The organism is Microbulbifer pacificus (genome assembly GCF_002959965.1).
Classification (GTDB): domain Bacteria; phylum Pseudomonadota; class Gammaproteobacteria; order Pseudomonadales; family Cellvibrionaceae; genus Microbulbifer; species Microbulbifer pacificus_A.
Map to the genome: position 1 here is coordinate 482,843 of NZ_PREV01000027.1, position 17,365 is coordinate 500,207.

12 protein-coding genes are annotated in these 17,365 nt (G+C 59.8%); 11 read left to right on the plus strand and 1 reads right to left on the minus strand.

Going from position 1 to position 17,365, the window contains the following annotated elements:
• The first annotated feature begins 15 nt into the window (after positions 1-15).
• A complete protein-coding gene (locus tag C3938_RS12815; RefSeq protein WP_105103680.1) occupies positions 16-333 on the plus strand; it encodes a YqfO family protein in 318 nt (105 codons plus the stop codon).
• Here C3938_RS12815 and C3938_RS12820 read toward each other — a convergent pair.
• Positions 330-866: an NUDIX hydrolase gene (locus tag C3938_RS12820; RefSeq protein ID WP_105103681.1), complete on the minus strand. Its 537-nt coding sequence runs from the start codon at positions 864-866 to the stop codon at positions 330-332. The two genes, C3938_RS12815 and C3938_RS12820, sit on opposite strands and share 4 nt — an antisense overlap.
• Before the next feature lie 92 nt (positions 867-958).
• Between C3938_RS12820 and C3938_RS12825 the strand changes: the two genes are divergently transcribed.
• From C3938_RS12825 to dnaE, 10 genes are all read left to right on the plus strand, one after another.
• Positions 959-2,401, plus strand: coding sequence for an efflux RND transporter periplasmic adaptor subunit (locus C3938_RS12825; protein ID WP_105103682.1), 1,443 nt, complete (start codon positions 959-961; stop codon positions 2,399-2,401).
• 33 nt (positions 2,402-2,434) lie between these two features.
• Positions 2,435-5,581 (plus strand): efflux RND transporter permease subunit, encoded by a 3,147-nt coding sequence (locus C3938_RS12830; protein WP_105103683.1) that lies wholly within the window; start codon positions 2,435-2,437, stop codon positions 5,579-5,581.
• A gap of 103 nt (positions 5,582-5,684) precedes the next feature.
• Positions 5,685-6,314: an NUDIX hydrolase gene (locus C3938_RS12835; RefSeq protein ID WP_233998881.1), complete on the plus strand. Its 630-nt coding sequence runs from the start codon at positions 5,685-5,687 to the stop codon at positions 6,312-6,314.
• Between the two features lie 55 nt (positions 6,315-6,369).
• Positions 6,370-8,178 carry an ABCB family ABC transporter ATP-binding protein/permease gene (locus tag C3938_RS12840; RefSeq protein ID WP_105103684.1) on the plus strand — a complete coding sequence of 603 codons (1,809 nt, stop codon included), beginning with the start codon at positions 6,370-6,372 and terminating at the stop codon, positions 8,176-8,178.
• Positions 8,179-8,408: 230 nt separating this feature from the next.
• A complete protein-coding gene (locus C3938_RS12845) occupies positions 8,409-10,154 on the plus strand; it encodes a dipeptidyl-peptidase 3 family protein (RefSeq protein ID WP_105103685.1) in 1,746 nt (581 codons plus the stop codon).
• 290 nt (positions 10,155-10,444) lie between these two features.
• The gene (locus C3938_RS12850) at positions 10,445-11,947 is read left to right on the plus strand and encodes a DNA-3-methyladenine glycosylase 2 (RefSeq protein ID WP_105103686.1); all 1,503 of its coding nucleotides are present in this window, start codon (positions 10,445-10,447) and stop codon (positions 11,945-11,947) included.
• Positions 11,944-12,426: a methylated-DNA--[protein]-cysteine S-methyltransferase gene (locus C3938_RS12855; protein ID WP_105103687.1), complete on the plus strand. Its 483-nt coding sequence runs from the start codon at positions 11,944-11,946 to the stop codon at positions 12,424-12,426. Before C3938_RS12850 ends, C3938_RS12855 begins: the two co-directional genes overlap by 4 nt.
• A gap of 105 nt (positions 12,427-12,531) precedes the next feature.
• The gene (locus C3938_RS12860; protein WP_105103688.1) at positions 12,532-13,083 is read left to right on the plus strand and encodes a gamma carbonic anhydrase family protein; all 552 of its coding nucleotides are present in this window, start codon (positions 12,532-12,534) and stop codon (positions 13,081-13,083) included.
• A complete protein-coding gene (locus tag C3938_RS12865) occupies positions 13,076-13,318 on the plus strand; it encodes a DUF1289 domain-containing protein (RefSeq protein ID WP_105103689.1) in 243 nt (80 codons plus the stop codon). The genes C3938_RS12860 and C3938_RS12865 overlap by 8 nt, the downstream gene beginning before the upstream one ends.
• A gap of 469 nt (positions 13,319-13,787) precedes the next feature.
• Positions 13,788-17,318 carry a DNA polymerase III subunit alpha gene (gene dnaE, locus C3938_RS12870; protein ID WP_105103690.1) on the plus strand — a complete coding sequence of 1,177 codons (3,531 nt, stop codon included), beginning with the start codon at positions 13,788-13,790 and terminating at the stop codon, positions 17,316-17,318.
• Positions 17,319-17,365: the final 47 nt, after the last annotated feature.

Consider the following 17,365-nt stretch of genomic DNA (forward strand, 5'->3'; position numbering starts at 1 on the left):
CTGAGGGGGTGGCCCGTGTTCAAACTCTGCGTGTATATCCCCGAAGCACACCTTGAAACGGTGAAGCAGGCGCTGTTCGCCGCCGGTGCCGGGCGCATCGGCGCTTACGACAGCTGCAGCTGGCAGGTGCTCGGCACCGGCCAGTTCCGTCCGCTGGACGGCAGCGAGCCGTTTATCGGCCAGCGGGGACGGGTGGAGCAGGTGCCGGAGTACCGGGTGGAAACCGTGTGCGCGGATGAGCTGGTGGATGAGGTGCTCGCCGCCATGCGCCGTGCTCATCCTTACGAAGAGCCGGCGTTTGATCTGTGGAAACTGGACGATCGATGCGGTTAAAGCTTCCGCTCGATCACACCACGGTGCAACTGAAACACGCCATTTTTCCGATCGCGAAAGTAGTGCTGCAAGGTCTGTGTCATTACCGGAAAGGCCATCTCGTCCCAGGGAATATCCTTCTCTTCAAACAATTCCACTTCCAGTGATTCCGGCCCCGGACCGAAATCTGTGTCGGTGAGTTCCCCGCGGTACATCAGGTATACCTGGTTGATATGGGGGATGTCGTAGACCGAGAACAGTTCATCGATGCGCAGTCTGGCCCGCGCCTCCTCCCAGGATTCCCGCAGTGCACCCTGCTCACTGCTCTCGCCGTTTTCCATGAAGCCGGCGGGGAGGGTCCAGAGTCCGTAGCGGGGTTCGATCGCGCGTTTGCACAGCAGTACCCGGTCGCCCAGATAGGGCAGGGTACCGACAATCACTCGGGGATTGACATAGTGAATGGCGCCGCAATCCCGGCATAGATGGCGGGGGCGGTCGTCCCCGGCGGGGATCTCGAAAACGACGGTATGGCCACAATGGCTGCAAAATTTCATGGCGCAAGTATACCCACGGAAGGGGTAAGCGCCAGCCTGCCTTCTATAGTGGAAGTTGGATAGTTGACGTTGTAAGCGATGGTTGGTTTTCCATGGCGCGATATCTTGCGGGCACCTCCAAAAATTTCCTGTGCATACGCTTCGTAGCGTTCTGCCGCCCGCTCGCCGCGGTATTTCGTGGTGCTGTTATCACAGTGCTGTTCGTTGTTCTGATTGCCGCCTGTGCCAAAAAAGAGCCGGCGCCGGCTGCACCGAAGGCACCGCCGGTGGAAGTCCTCGCGGTGCGTGCACATCAGGTTATCCCACGCTTCGAATATGTCGGGCGCGTGGAAGCTACGGACGAATACAAGGTGCGCCCGCGGGTGGAGGGCTACATCGAAAGCCGTCACTTCGTTGAGGGGCAGCTGGTGCAGCAGGGCGAGCTGCTGTATCAGATCGACCCCAAGCCATTTATTGCCGCGCTGGACAATCAGCGCGCCACGCTTGCCCAGGCCCGCTCCGCCCTTCAGGTGGCGCAGCGCAATTACCAGCGCGGACGTGAGCTGATCGTAACCGGTGCGATCAGCAAGGTGCAGATGGACGAACTTACCGGAACCTTCGAGGAGGCCGAGTCCCAGGTCGCCGCCATGCAGGCGGATCTGGAAGCGGCACAGCTCAACCTGTCCTACACCGAAATTCGCGCGCCCCTCACCGGTCTGATTGGCCGCTCGGAATATACCGAGGGTTCACTCGTGGGGCCCAGTACCGAGCCTCTCACCACCATTGTGCGTATGGACCCGATCTACGTGGCGTTTGAAGTGCCGGAGAACCGCCTGTTTGCGGTGCAGGAAGAAGGGGAGCTTCGGCGTCAGCAGGGGTTGCCGCCGGTCAAACGCGAGGTGCGCATCAAACAGCCCAATGGCGCGTTCTATCCATATCCCGGGATTATTGTGTTCGTGAACAACCAGATCGATCAGGCCACGGGGTCGGCGCTGGTGCGCGCGCGTTTTCCGAATCCTGAGCGCCTCCTGGTACAGGGGCAGTTTGCGCGGGTGGCGATCAGCGTATTTGCCGGGCGCGAGGCGGTGAAGCCATTGGTGCCTCAGGCCGCGGTCATGGAGGACATGCAGGGCCGCTTTGTGTACGTGGTCGACGATAAGAGCATCGCGCACAAGCGCTACCTGGAGCTGGGGCAGCGGGAAAATGCCCTGTGGGCGGTGGATAAGGGTTTGAAGGCGGGGGAGCGCATCATCGTCAATGGGCTGCAGCGGGTGGCGGCGGGCAAGCCGGTAGATGCACAGAACACCGCTCTCGATCCCTACAAAGGCATGAAGCAGGAGAAGCCGCCGCAGCAGGTGAGTCCGATACATCAGATCCGCGAGGGCGATATCAGCCCCGAGGAGCGTCGGCAGAGCGGTGCTGCCGATCCCGGCAGCCATCTGGAACGTTTCGAGGCGGAAGTGCGGGAGGGCACCGGTATTCCGACCGAAGACGGTGAACGTCCCCGTTCCGAAGACAGGGATCGCGAGCCGGATGCATATTACGATGGCAAATGATGCTTTCCGCGGCTTGCAACGCGGGGTGCCCAGATGATCAGCGCGCCGTTTATCCGCCGGCCGCGCTTTGCTCTGGTGATTTCCATCCTGATCACGATGGCGGGCGCGCTCGCGCTGCCTATGCTGCCCATCGCTCAGTATCCGGACATTACGCCGCCCACGGTCGTGGTCTCCGCAAGCTATCCCGGTGCCAGCGCGGAAGTTCTGCGCGACAGTGTGGCCATTCCCATCGAGAGCCAGGTGAACGGCGTGGAAGGCATGCAATACATGTCTTCCACCAGCAGCAACGACGGCACCTACAGCCTGACCGTCACCTTTGAAAGTGGTTACGACGGCGACATTGCACAGGTGAACGTGCAGAACCGGGTGCAGCAGGCGACGCCGAGTCTGCCGGAAGAGGTTACGCGCAGCGGTGTCACCGTGGAGAAAAAATCCAACACCATTCTGATGGTGGTGAATCTGCTGTCGAAGGAAGGCAAGTTCGACAATCTGTTTCTGGCGAACTACGGCACGATTTTTATCAAGGACGAGCTGGCGCGGGTGGATGGTGTCAGCGATGTGCAGATCCTCGGTTCACAGGACTACGCCATGCGCCTGTGGCTCAATCCCGACAGGATGGCGGCACTCGACCTGACGGCAAACGATGTCATTGCCGCGGTCCAGTCCCAGAACCTGCAGGTGGCGGCCGGCAAGATCGGCGCCCCGCCGATCCGCAGCGACCAGCAGTTCCAGTACAGTATTCTCGCCAAGGGACGCCTGGAGAGCGTCGAGCAGTTTGAGAATATCAGTCTTCGTTCAAAGCCCGACGGCGCCATTGTGCGCATGAAAGACATTGCCCGTGTGGAACTGGGGAGCGCCAGCTACAGCGCCTACGGTGAGCTGGACGGAAAGCCGTCTGCAAACATCGCGGTGTACCAGTTGCCCGACGCCAATGCGCTGGACGTTGCGGAACAGATCCGTGCGAAAGTCGATGAACTCTCCGGCAGTTTTCCGGAGGGGCTGGAAGTCGAGGTGCTCTACGACACCACAAGCTTTGTGCGGGCCTCCATTCATGAAGTGGTGGAGACGCTGATCATTGCGCTGTTGCTGGTGATCATCGTGGTGTTTGTATTTCTGCAGGACTGGCGTGCCACGCTGATTCCGGCCATTGCGATTCCGGTGTCGCTGATCGGTACCTTTGCGGTGATGTATGCGCTGGGTATGAGCATCAATACGGTTACCCTGTTCGCGCTGATTCTGGCGATCGGCATCGTGGTGGATGATGCGATCATTGTGGTGGAAAACACCCAGCGATTGCTGGGGGAGGGAATGCCGCCGAAAGAGGCCGCCATGGAATCCATGCGGGAGGTGACCGGACCCGTGATTGCCACCACAGCGGTGTTGTTTTCCGTGTTCGTGCCGGTCATGTTGATGCCGGGACTGACCGGGAAAATGTATCAGCAGTTTGCGCTGACGATCGCAATTGCCGTGTTTATTTCCGGCATCAATGCGCTGACTCTGAGCCCGTCACTCAGCGCCATTCTGTTGCGCGCGCCCGCAGGGGAGGGAGAACACGGTGAAAAGCTCACGGGAGTCTGGGGGTTTTTCAATCGCTTCCTGCGCGGCGCTACCAATCTGTACATGGGCATCGTGCGTTTTTTTGTACGCGTACCACTGCTTGGCCTCGCCGTTATCGCGGGTTCCATCGCACTCTGTGTCTGGCTGTTTACGGCAGTACCCACGGGATTTATTCCCGACGAAGACCAGGGCTACTTCATGATGAACGTGCAGTTGCCGGACGGCGCATCGCTGGAGCGAACCGCGCCGGTGGTGGACCGTTTGGGGCAGGCGGTACGCGAGCTGGACGGGGTCGCCCATGTGCTGGCCGTACCGGGCTTCAGCCTGCTTTCAGGCAGCCTCGCGCCAAACACCGCATTCATGATCGCGATTCTGCGCCCCTGGGAGGAGCGCCCTACGGCGGCGCTCAATCAGTTCGCGATTCTCAAGAAAACACAGCAGATTGCCGCGGCGGTACCCGAGGCTCAGGTGCAGGTGTTTCCGGTACCGGCGCTGCCGGGGCTCGGTACCATCGGCGGTTTCGAATTTGTGCTGGAAGACCTGCAGGGGAGGGACATTCAGGACCTCGCGGGTGTGATGTACGAATTGCTCGGCGCGGCCAACCAGCGCGCAGAGATTGCCCGCGCCTTCACCACCTACCAGGCATCCACACCGCAGCTGGAATTGCATCTCGACAAGGACAAGGCGCATGTGCTCGGGCTGCCGCTTTCCGATATTTACCTGACGCTGCAAACGTACCTGGGCAGTTATTACATCAACGACTTCAACCGCTTCGGCAAGGTATTCCAGGTGTTGGCGCAGGCGGATGCCCAGTATCGCGACAGCGAAAGTGATCTCACCGGATTTTTTGTGCGTGCCAACAGCGGGGGGCTGGTACCGGTCAGCTCGGTGGCGGAAGTGGTCCCCATCGTGGCTCCGCAAACGGTAACCCGCTATAACCTCTACAACAGTATTACCATCAACGGCGCCGCTGCCCCCGGGTTTTCCAGCGGTGAATCCATGAAGGCCATGGAAGCACTGGGAGCGCAGTTGCCGGACGGCTATGGTTACGAGTGGACGGGTGCCAGCCTGGAGGAAATCAGTGCCGGAAATCTGGCGCCTATCCTGTTCAGCCTGGCAATCGTCTTTGCCTATCTGTTTCTGGTGGCCCAGTACGAGAGCTGGTCTATCCCCATTGCGGTATTGCTCGCGATTCCCATCGCCATCGGCGGCGGGCTGCTGGCGTGTTTTCTGATGCGGCACGACAACAACCTGTATACGCAGATTGGCCTGGTGCTGTTGATTGCCATGGCCGCGAAGACGGCGATCCTGATGGTGGAATTCGCTGTGTTACAGCGGGATCAGGGAAAATCCATCGAGGAGGCGGCGCTGCAGGCCACCCGGCTGCGCTTTCGCGCCGTACTGATGACGGCACTGGCCTTCGTGCTCGGCATTTTTCCCCTGGTGATTGCCACCGGTGCTGGCGCGGCCAGCCGTGTGTCTCTGGGGCTGGCGGTATTCGGTGGCATGCTTGCTGCAAGCATTTTGTCCACGTTTCTGGTACCGATTTACTACGCGCTGGTACAGGGTATACGGGAAAAAATCAAAGGTGGGCACAAACCCATGGACACCGGGAGTCACTAGTGGGCACTGGCACCACCGGTAATGGGAACAGATCAGCACTGAGGCGGTGACCGGGGCACTGGTGAATCCGGTTCGTCTCGGTATAGTGGTTCAGAGCGCAGAAGTGGTAGTCGAAACAGGCATGCTGGAAATTATCGAACACAAGTTCTCCACACTGAGAGATGAGCTGACGGCGCAGGTTCCGAAAGGGCCCGATCTACACGGTCACGCGGCGGTATTGCTGGCGCTGACCGATGAAGCGGACCCGCAGGTCATCCTGACCCTGCGCTCGCAGCAACTCTCCAGCCACTCCGGAGAAGTCTCGCTGCCTGGTGGACGCTGGGACGAAACCGATCCATCCCTGGAGTTCACTGCGCTGCGGGAAACCCACGAGGAAATCGGACTTCCCGCGGATCAGATCCGGGTGCTGGGGCCGCTGTGGACACGTACCACGCGCTGGCAGGTGGAAGTCACGCCGTGGCTCGGCATCGTGCCACCGGACGCACCGCTCACGCCCAATCCCGGTGAACTGGATGCCATCTTCCGCGTGCCGCTGTCCTGGTTCTTCGACGACCCGCGCATTCGCACCGACCGCATCACCATCGACCAGCGACGTATTTATCTGCCCGCCTACGAATACGAAGGATTCGAGATCTGGGGTTTCACCGCTGGCGTTCTTACGGAATTCCTGGTGCGGGTTCTCGATGTTCCCATCGGACGCAGGGATGACGTCCCGGTCAGGGCCCTAAGCTAGGGCCTGTTCACAAGGCACTCGGTTATACTGCCAGTCAGTTTTACCGAGACATACCATGCCGAGATCCAAATCCACCGTCGCCCTGGAGGACGTCCACTGGAGCGCGCTCAAAACCCTGTTTCCCTATTTGCTGGAGTTCAAGCGCCCGGTATTGCTGGCGCTGCTGTGCCTGGTGGGTGCCAAAGCGGCGAGTGTCGGTTTGCCGTTTCTGTTGAAACACATCGTCGACGATCTCGATCGTGCCGGCGGTGCCGCCGCAACCATCGCCCTGCCGCTGGGATTGCTGCTCGCCTACGGTTTTGTGCGCCTGTCCTCGGTGCTGTTCGGTGAACTGCGGGACACGATTTTCGGCCGTGTGACCGAGCGCGCGCAGCGTCGTGTCGGCCTCGAGGTCTTCCAACACCTGCACCGGCTGGATCTCGATTACCACCTCAACCGTCGCACCGGCGGCCTGTCGCGGGATATCGAACGCGGCAATTCCGGTATCGGCTTTCTGATGCGCTTTATGGTGTTCAACATCGTTCCCACCCTGGTGGAAATCCTGATGGTGGTGGGATTGCTGTGGTGGAATTACAGCGTCGCGTTCGCGCTGCTGGTGCTGGGTGCGGTGACGGCGTATATCGGATTTTCGGTGGTGGCGACGGAGTGGCGCACCCGCTATGTGCGCGAGCTGAACCAGGCGGAATCCCAGAGCAGCAGCCGCGCGGTGGACAGCCTGCTGAACTACGAAACCGTGAAGTATTTCGGCAACGAAAAACACGAGGCGGAACACTATGACCGCGAGCTCGCTACCTGGGAACAGGCGCGGCGCAAAAGCCGGCTGTCACTGTTTGGCCTGAACGCCGGGCAGGCGGTGATCATCGCCGCTGCCATGTGCGGCGCCATGGTGATGGCCGCGGTGAATGTCACCAAGGGCACCATGACGATCGGCGACTTTGTACTGATCAACGCCGTGATGATGCAGATATTCATCCCCCTCAATTTCCTCGGGTTCGTGTACCGTGAGATGAAAGGGGCACTCGCGAATATCGAAAAAATGTTCTCCATTCTCGACGTGAAACCGGCGATCGAAGACGCAAGTGAGGCGGGCCAGCTCGCGGTGGCGCAGGGCCATATCGAATTCCGCGATGTGCACTTCGGCTATAACGCCAACCGGGAAATCCTGCGGGGTGTCAGCTTTACCGTGGCGCCGAAACAGAAAGTCGCCATCGTCGGCGCCAGCGGCGCCGGCAAATCCACCCTGTTCAAGCTGCTGTTCCGTTTTTACGACGTCAATCAGGGCAGCATTCTGGTGGATGGTCAGGATATTCGCACAGTGAGTCAGGATTCTCTGCGCAGTGCTATCGGCGTGGTGCCACAGGATACGGTGTTGTTCAACCAGTCCATTCTGGAAAATGTACGCTACGGCCGCGTCCTGGCCAGCGATGAGGACGTGATGGAGGCCATTCACCACGCCCAGCTCGACCGATTCGTGCAGCAGCTGCCGGAAGGTGTCGACACCATGGTGGGAGAACGCGGCCTGAAACTGTCTGGCGGCGAGAAACAGCGTGTGGCCATCGCCCGCGCCCTGCTCAAGCACCCGCCGATCATGGTATTCGACGAGGCGACATCCAGCCTCGACAGCCACTCGGAACAGGGCATCCTGCGCGCGCTGCAGCACATTTCCCGGGAGCAGACCACACTGGTGATTGCTCACCGTTTGTCCACCGTGGTGGATGCGGACCTGATTCTGGTGATGGATCAGGGGTGCGTGGTAGAGCAGGGCAGTCACCGCGAGCTGATTGCGGCCGACGGCCACTACGCCAGCCTGTGGCGGATGCAGCAGCGCGAGCGCGCGCTGGATCAGGAATCACTGGTGCAGTAAGCGGCTTCCACATCTCTGGAAGTGGCGTGAATTGTATTTTTCTCCCGGATTCACGCCGCGCATTTTTCTCTGATTGCCCATAATTGCAGTCGAATATCCGGCCCGGGGCGCCTGACCCCGGTCATTGCTGGACATCATTCCGGGCCACATTTAATGTGGCGCGCAAGGCGCTGAACCTCTCAAGCAGAGTGCTGGGTCTCCATTAAATAAAACAACAGGCAGGAATCAGAATGAAATCTGCGAACCTTATTGCTTCTTTTGCCGCCTCCGCATTGGCTCTTGCCATCGTCGCCGGCTGTTCTTCTGACGAAAAATCCACCAGTAAAGCCGGTGTTGCTGCCCCCGCGGAATCCGTCGCGGCACAACCGAAAGCCGACACAACGCCGCCGGCCACCGGGCCCCAGGCGGGGGGTATCGCCAAGGGTGTGGACCCGTCGCGTTTCAATATCTACGCACCGGTAGAGCTGAATGCGGATCTCTCTTCCCTGTCTGACAACCAGCGTCAGCTGATCGGTAAATTGATCGATGCCAGCAAGATCATGGACCAGCTGTTCTGGCTGCAGTCCTACGGTCCGGCACAGGAACTGCTGAGCGGCATCGACGACAGCGCCGCGCGCAAGTTCGCCGATATCAATTACGGTCCCTGGGATCGCCTGAACGACAACAAGCCGTTTATCGAAGGCTACGGTGACAAACCGCTGGGTGCCGAGTTCTACCCGGAAGATATGACCAAGCAGGAATTCGAGGCGTGGAATCAGCCGGACAAAAACGGTCAGTACACGCTGGTGCGCCGCGATGCCGATGGCAAACTGAAGCTCGTACCCTATCACGAGGCCTATAAAGCCGAGCTGGAAAATGCCGCGACGCTGCTGCGCGAAGCATCTGAGCTTGCTGAGGACGCCGAGTTTGCCAGCTATCTGAAACTCCGCGCGGATGCCCTGACCAGTGACCAGTTCCGCGACAGCGACATGGCGTGGATGGACATGAAGAACAATCGCATTGATGTGGTGATTGGTCCGATCGAAAACTACGAAGATCAGCTGTTCGCCTATCGCACGGCGTACGAGTCCTATGTACTGCTGAAAGATATGGCGTGGAGCGAAAAACTGGCCAAATTTGCCGCTTTCCTGCCGGAGCTACAGCGCGGTCTGCCGGTGGAGGACAAGTACAAGGCGGAGACTCCCGGAACCGATTCCGACCTAAATGCCTATGATGTGCTGTACTACGCGGGGCACAGCAATGCCGGCTCCAAGACCATCGCCATCAACCTGCCGAACGATGAAGAGGTGCAGCTGAAGAAGGGTACCCGCCGTCTGCAGCTGAAAAACGCCATGCGCGCGAAGTTCGACCAGATCATGGTGCCGATCAGCGCAGAGCTGATTGCGGAAGACCAGCGCAAACACATCACCTTCGATGCGTTCTTTGCCAACACCATGTTCCACGAAGTGGCGCACGGCCTCGGTATCAAGAAGACGGTCACCGACGGTGCGAATGTCCGTCAGGCGTTGAAGGAAACTTCTTCCGCGCTGGAGGAGGGCAAGGCGGATATTCTCGGCCTGTACATGATCACCAAGCTGCACGAAAAAGGTGAACTGGAAGAAGGCGAGTTGATGGACAATTACGTTACCTTCCTCGCCGGTATCTTCCGCAGCGTTCGCTTCGGTGCCGCCAGTGCCCACGGCAAGGCGAACATGATGCGCTTCAATTTCTTCAAAAATGAAGGTGCCTTTACGCGCGATGAAGCCACCGGTGAATATCGTGTGGATTTCGAAAAAATGCAGGCGGCCATGACCAAACTCTCCAACCTGATCCTGACGGTGCAGGGCGATGGCAATTATGCGAAGGCTGTGGAGCTGCTGGATGGCATGGGCGTGATCAGTCCTGAACTGCAGGCCGACCTCGATCGCCTGGCGGAAGCGGATATTCCGGTGGACGTCACCTTTATTCAGGGCAAGGAAGTGCTTGGGATAAAGTGATTTTTTTGATTTCTCGGGATTTGAAGCGGGCCTTGTGCCCGCTTCTTTGTTTCCGGCGTTGTGTTTTTTTTGTTGTGCTCTGTGTTTGGTGAGGTGGCGACCGAGCAACGGGTATCGGTGTCTGAATCCGGGCTAGGCGCCCCCTTTCAACCCATACCCGGTGCTTTTCGCCAGAACAGGAAGCGGCGGGCTCTCTTGAGCCGCCGTAAACAGTGAGTTCCGAATCTGACTAGCCCGGACGTGCGCCCCGCCATACACTGGTAACCGTGAACTTAACCAGCGGACCAGTAGTGAAACCAGACCCGGATATCTGCCACAGTGCCCGACTTGCCCGAGACAAACGTTTCGACGGACGTTTCTATACCGCGGTGAAGACCACGGGTATCTTCTGTCGGCCCATCTGCCCCGCCCGCCCGCCGCTGGAACGCAATGTAGAGTACTTCGGCACCGCCGCAGAAGCCGCTGCAGCCGGCTATCGACCCTGTCTGCGTTGCCGCCCCGACGCCGCACCCGGGAGTCCCGCCTGGGGACTTGTTTCCACCACCGTCCAGCGTGCCCTGAACCTGATGCGTAGGGAGCGCGAGGCCCAGTCGATTGAACAACTCGCCGAGCGGCTCGGTATCACCAGCCGCTATCTGCGCAAACTGTTCGCAGAGCATATCGGCCTCAGCCCGCTGCAGGTCTGGCAGACCGAGCGCGCGCTGTTTGCCTTCAGCCTGTTGCGGGACACAAATCTTCCCATTGGTGATATCGCGTATGCTGCGGGCTTCAACAGCCTGCGTCGTTTCAATGGCGTCTTCAAAGACATCTACCAGCGCACGCCGTCGGAAGTTCGCCGGGAGAACTCGACCGCGGACGCCAAATCCGGGAATTCCAGTGTTGCTCCCGTGCAGATCACCCTGAGTTACCGACCGCCGTTTGACTGGCCCGCCCTGCTGGAATTTTTTGCCGCGCGCGCATTGCCCGGCGTAGAGCAGGTGGTTGCGGGAGAGAATCCGCAGCAGGGGATGTATCAGCGCAGTTTTGAACTGCTCGGCCAACGGGGTGTATTGCGGGTGGCCCACGAGCCGGAGAAAGGTCGGTTGCGGGTGAGCGTCTATGGCGAAGGCTGTGGCGCGGTGCTGTATCCGCTGCGGGAAAAGCTGCGACGGCTGTTTGACCTGGATGCGGACAGCGAGGCAATCCGCAGTCACCTGCAGCCAGACCCCTTGCTACAGAACGTACTGCAACGAAACCCCGGCGTGCGTCTGCCCGGTGCCTGGGACCCGTTTGAATACACTTTGCGCGCGATTCTTGGTCAGCAGATTTCCGTGGCGGCAGCCACCACCATCGCCGGGCGCGTGGCAAGTCGCTATGGCGAATCGTTCGCCGGACCGGGTGGTGAAAGCCTGCTGCTGTTCCCCACTGCGGAGCAGCTGCGCGGGGCGGACTTCTCCGATATCGGCGTGACTCGCACCCGCGCCAATACGCTCCGGCATTTCGTTGCCGCGACATTGAACGGGGAAATCGACTTCGATGCACCGGACCTGGACAGCTTCTGCGCGCAGATGACGGCTTTGCCCGGCATCGGCGACTGGACGGCCCATTACACCGCGATGCGTGGTCTCTCCATGCCGGATGCCTTTCCCGCATCCGACCTGGGCATTCTGATTGCGCTCGGAGACGAGCAGCAGAAAGCGACCCCGAAGCAGGCCCTCGCCCGTGCCGAATCCTGGCGCCCTTGGCGGGCCTATGCGGCGCTGCTGCTGTGGCAATCCCTCAAGTTGCATTCTCCGAAGGGAGGTAAAAAATGATCAGTTACGAAATCTACCCCAGCGCCTTCGGTGAGTTAGGCATTGCCGCCAGCGAAACCGGGTTGGTGGGTATCGACCTGCAAACGGGTAAGCGCCCACTTCCGGTCAGGAGGGAGTGGCGGCGGGGGGCGACGGCATTTACCGATCAGGCGGCGGCGCAGCTGCAGGCCTATTTCAGCGGTGCGCTCAAGGCGTTTGATCTCCCTCTGGCGGCCACCGGCACTCCCTTTCAGCAGTCTGTATGGCGGGCGCTCTGCGCCATTCCCTACGGTGAGACCCGCAACTACCGGCAATTGGCGGAGGCCATCGGCAATCCCAAGGCGGTGCGGGCGGTGGCGCGGGCCAACGGAGCCAACCCGCTGTCTGTGGTGGTTCCCTGCCACCGGGTGATCGGCTCCGACGGAACTCTCACAGGTTATGCGGGTGGGCTGGAGATGAAGGCGCGTCTGCTGGTGCTTGAAGGGGCCTTGATCGGTTGAGGTGTCCAGTCGGTCGGGGTGGCAATCGGTAGCCTTGGGCGGGATAATGCCGGGCTGATTTTCACTGCCATGATCTACCACCACCAGACGATGACCGGAGGCCGGATGTTGTATCGATTGGGCGATAAACAGCCAAGGCTTGAGGGCGAGGGGCACTATATTGCGCCGGGTGCCCGGGTTATCGGCAATGTGCTGATGGAGTCCCACAGTTCGGTGTGGTTCAACGCGGTGATCCGCGGGGATAATGATCTGATCACGATCGGCGAGCGGGCGAATATCCAGGATGGCTCGGTGCTGCACACGGACCCGGGAGTCCCGCTAACGGTGGGCGCCGGGGTGACGGTGGGACACAAGGTGACGCTGCACGGCTGTCAGATCGGAGAGTATTCACTGATCGGGATGAATTCGGTGGTGCTGAACGGCGCCAGGATTGGCCGCTGCTGCATCATAGGGGCGAATGCGCTGGTGACGGAGAATGCGGATATTCCGGATTTTTCGCTGGTGCTGGGTAGCCCGGGCAAGGTAGTGAAAACGTTGGATGAATCGATGTTTGAGCTGCTGAAGGCGAGCAGCGAGATCTATGTGGCGAACGGTGCGCGGTTTGCGGATGAGCTGGTGCCGGTTGATGCGGTAAACGGTAACGAGAGCAATGACTGAGAGCGATTGGAGTCGGCTGAAAGATAAAGAGCCGGAGCCGGAATTTGAGTTTCCGGTGAAGTCGCCCTGTGTGTCGGTTTGCGCGTTGAATCGCGAGGATATCTGTGAGGGGTGTTTTCGCTCCGGAACTGAGATCAGTCAGTGGGGGCGGATGTCTAACTCTGAGAAAAAGCAGGTATTGGGTAAATGCCATGAGCGGGCTGTGCAGATGCGCCGGGTTTGGTGGTCTGACTGACGTTTTGTAGTGAATTTGGGCTGGGGTTTTGGTTTCGTGTTGTGGCGGCGGATCACCGGGTGCGGGTTTTCAGGACCGAGCTAGGCGCCCCCCTTAAATACGTCCCTGTACGCTGCGTCGGCAACATCCCGGCCGCTTCAACGCGGCGCCTTCGGCCCTGTTTGCGACGCTCCTGAAAACCCGCACCCGGTGCTCCGCCTTCGCATAACGTTTTGCGCCTGGTCAGAATTTTGAGTGCTGCACCCGCTCTCCATTAGCGCGTACAAACGCTTACAAAGTATTTAATTTTCAGAATTGTACATAGCGGCGATGGGTGGTGCGCCCTTCCGGGACCTTCGACGACATGGATGTCGGCGGAGAGCTACAGGGACGTATTCACAGCGTGTCCCGGAAGGGTGCACCGCCTAGCGCCGCGTTCCCGGATCAGAACTCTTAAATAGACCTCCGGGCCAGAAAAGAACGATAGAGAATGACCCAACCCTTCGTACATTTAAGAATCCACTCCGAATATTCCCTGATCGACGGCCTGGTGCGTATCAAGCCGTTGATTGGTCGTCTGGCCGAGCTGGAAATGCCCGCGGCGGCGATCACGGATCAGACCAACTTCTACGCACAGGTGAAGTTTTACAAGGCCTGTCTCGGTGCCGGGATCAAGCCCATCACCGGTGCGGATTTCTGGTTGAAAGAGGGTGGTGAGGAGCAGCCGACGCTGTTGACGCTGTACGCGCTGAACACCACCGGTTACCGCAATATCACCGAGCTGATTTCCCGCGCCTGGATGGAAGGACAGTACCACGGGCACGCTTATATCCAGCGTGAGTGGGTGAAGGAGTACGCAGAAGGGGTGCTGATGCTCTCCGGTGCCAAGTACGGCGATGTGGGCCGCGCACTGGTTGCCGGGCGCAATGCGCAGGCAGAGGCGCTGGCGAGTGAGTGGGCGAGGATTTTTCCGGGACGTTATTACCTGGAGCTGCAGCGCACCGGCAGGCCGGGTGAGGAAGAGTATCTGCATGCAGCGGTGAAGCTCGCGGGGCACTTGAACCTGCCGGTGGTGGCGACCAACGACGTACGCTTTCTGGAAGACAGCGAGTTCGAAGCCCACGAGGTGCGGGTGTGTATTCGCGAGGGGCGTACCCTCGATGACCCGCGCCGTGAACGGCGTTATTCCCGGGAGCAGTATCTGCGCTCTCCGGAAGAAATGTGCGAGCTGTTCAAGGATCTGCCGGAAGCGCTGGAAAACACCGTGGAAATCGCGCGCCGCTGTTCCGCGCCGATCCAGCTCGGCAAGTACTTCCTGCCGCAGTTCCCGATTCCGGAAGGCATGACCGAAAACGAATTTTTCGAAAAGGTCTCCTTCGACGGGCTCTACGAACGCCTCGAAACCATTCTGGACAAGTCCGCGCCGGACTACGAAGCGCGCAAGAAAGTCTACGAAGACCGTCTGCGCTTCGAGCTGGATATCGTTATCCAGATGGGTTTCCCCGGCTACTTCCTGATCGTGATGGACTTTATCCAGTGGGCCAAGGATCACAATATTCCGGTCGGCCCGGGGCGGGGTTCCGGTGCCGGCTCGCTGATTGCCTACTCGCAGAAAATTACCGATCTCGATCCGCTGCAGTACGACCTGCTGTTCGAACGTTTCCTGAACCCGGAACGGGTATCCATGCCCGACTTCGACGTGGACTTCTGCATGGAGAAGCGCGACCGGGTGATCAACTATGTGGCCGAGAACTACGGCCGCAACGCGGTGAGCCAGATCATCACCTTCGGCACCATGGCGGCGAAGGCGGTGGTGCGCGATGTGGCGCGGGTACAGGGCAAGTCCTACGGCCTTGCCGACAAACTCTCGAAAATGATTCCCGCCGATGTGGGCATGACCCTGCAGAAGGCGTTCGAACAGGAAGAAGTACTGCGCGAGTTTCTGGAGAACGACGAAGAAGCCCAGGAAATCTGGGAGATGGCGCTGCAGCTCGAAGGGGTGGCGCGTAACGTCGGCAAACACGCCGGTGGTGTGGTGATCGCCCCCACCAAACTCACGGATTTTGCGCCGCTCTATTGTGACGAGACCGGCGCCGGCCTGGTAACCCAGTTCGACAAGAACGACGTGGAAGACGCGGGCCTGGTGAAGTTCGACTTCCTGGGGCTGCGCACGCTCACCATCATTGACTGGGCCAAGGCCATGGTGGATGAACAGCGCGCGCACGAAGGGTTGGAGCCGCTCGTGATCGAGACGCTGCCGCTGGACGACGACAAGACGTTCAAGCTGATCAAGCGCGCCGAGACTACCGCGGTATTCCAGCTGGAATCCCGCGGTATGAAGGATCTGATCAAGCGCCTGCAGCCGGACAACCTCGAAGACATGATTGCCCTGGTGGCGCTGTTCCGCCCGGGTCCGCTGCAGTCGGGGATGGTGGACGACTTCATCAACCGGAAGCACGGCCGCGCGCAGGTGGCCTATCCGGATGCGAAGTACCAGCACGAGAAACTGAAACCGATTCTCGAACCCACTTACGGCGTTATCGTTTACCAGGAACAGGTAATGCAGATCGCCCAGGAGCTCGCGGGCTACACCCTCGGCGGTGCGGACATGCTGCGCCGGGCCATGGGTAAGAAAAAGCCCGAGGAGATGGCGAAGCAGCGCAGTACCTTCGAGGAGGGTGCGAAGTCAGAGGGTGTCGATCCCGAACTGGCGATGAAGATCTTCGACCTGGTGGAGAAATTCGCCGGTTACGGCTTCAACAAATCCCACTCCGCCGCCTACGCACTGGTGTCTTACCAGACGGCGTGGCTGAAGGCGCACTACCCGGCGCAGTTTATGGCGGCCACCATGTCCTCGGACATGGACAAGACCGACAAGGTGGTGACGTTCATCGAAGAATGCCGGGCGATGAAGCTCGACCTGGTGCCGCCGGATGTAAACCTCGGCAACTATCAGTTCTCTGTTCCTGTCTCCGAAGGTGGCAACAACCGCATCATTTACGGTCTCGGTGCCATCAAGGGGCTGGGTGAAGGACCGATCGATAACATCATCAGCGAGCGGAAGAAAAACGGGCCCTTCAAGGATTTGTTCGACTTCTGTTCGCGTATCGACCCGCGCAAGGTGAACAAGCGGGCGCTGGAAGCCCTGGTGCGCTCCGGCGCGCTGGACAGTATTGGTCCGGATACCACCGGTGCCGATGGTCTCGATTATTCCCGCGCAGTTTTGTTCGAGGCACTGGATGAAGCGGTGAAATCCGCGGAACAGCAGAGCAAAAACGACAGCGCGGGCATGATGGACCTGTTCGGCGAGGTAGTGCGCAGCGCATCCGACGGCGATGTGTACCAGGATTTCCGCAACGCACGCCCCTGGAGTATTCGCGAGCGTTTGGAAGGGGAGAAGAACACGCTCGGCTTGTACCTAACCGGCCATCCCATCGATGAATACGAGGAGGAGCTCAAGCATCTGGTTCAGGCGCGTATCGCGGACCTGAAACCGGGGCGCGAGAACCAGAAGGTGGCCGGCCTTGTGGTGGGCATGCGGGTGATGAAGACCAAGCGGGGCGATTCCATGGCGATTGTCACCCTGGACGACCGCAGCGCGCGGATTGAGGCGGCGGTGTTCAGTGAGGCGTTCGGACAACACCGGGAAAAGCTGGTGAAGGATTCGCTGCTGGTGCTGGAGGGTTCCATCTCCCACGATGATTACAGCGGCGGTCTGAAGATGAGCGTGAACAGTGTGTCCACGCTTGACGACCTGCGCAGCGGCAGCGTCATCGGTGTGACGCTCAAGATCGACAGCGCTCAGGCGCTGCCGAAAATGGGGCAGCGCCTGAGCGCCTGTCTGCGGCCCTATATCGGGGGCAGCTGTCCGATTCTGGTGGAAGTGGAGCGCAGCGACGCGCGCGGCACCTTCCGCCTCGCGGATGAGTGGAAAGTCGAGCCAAACGATCAGCTGATCCAGTCCCTGCGGGAGGTGGTTGGTCGCGAGAGAGTGCAGCTCAACTACACTCAACGGCATTGAGTGACCCCTGCACTCGACTGAGTGGTCCTATCCCGGTAAGCTAGCCG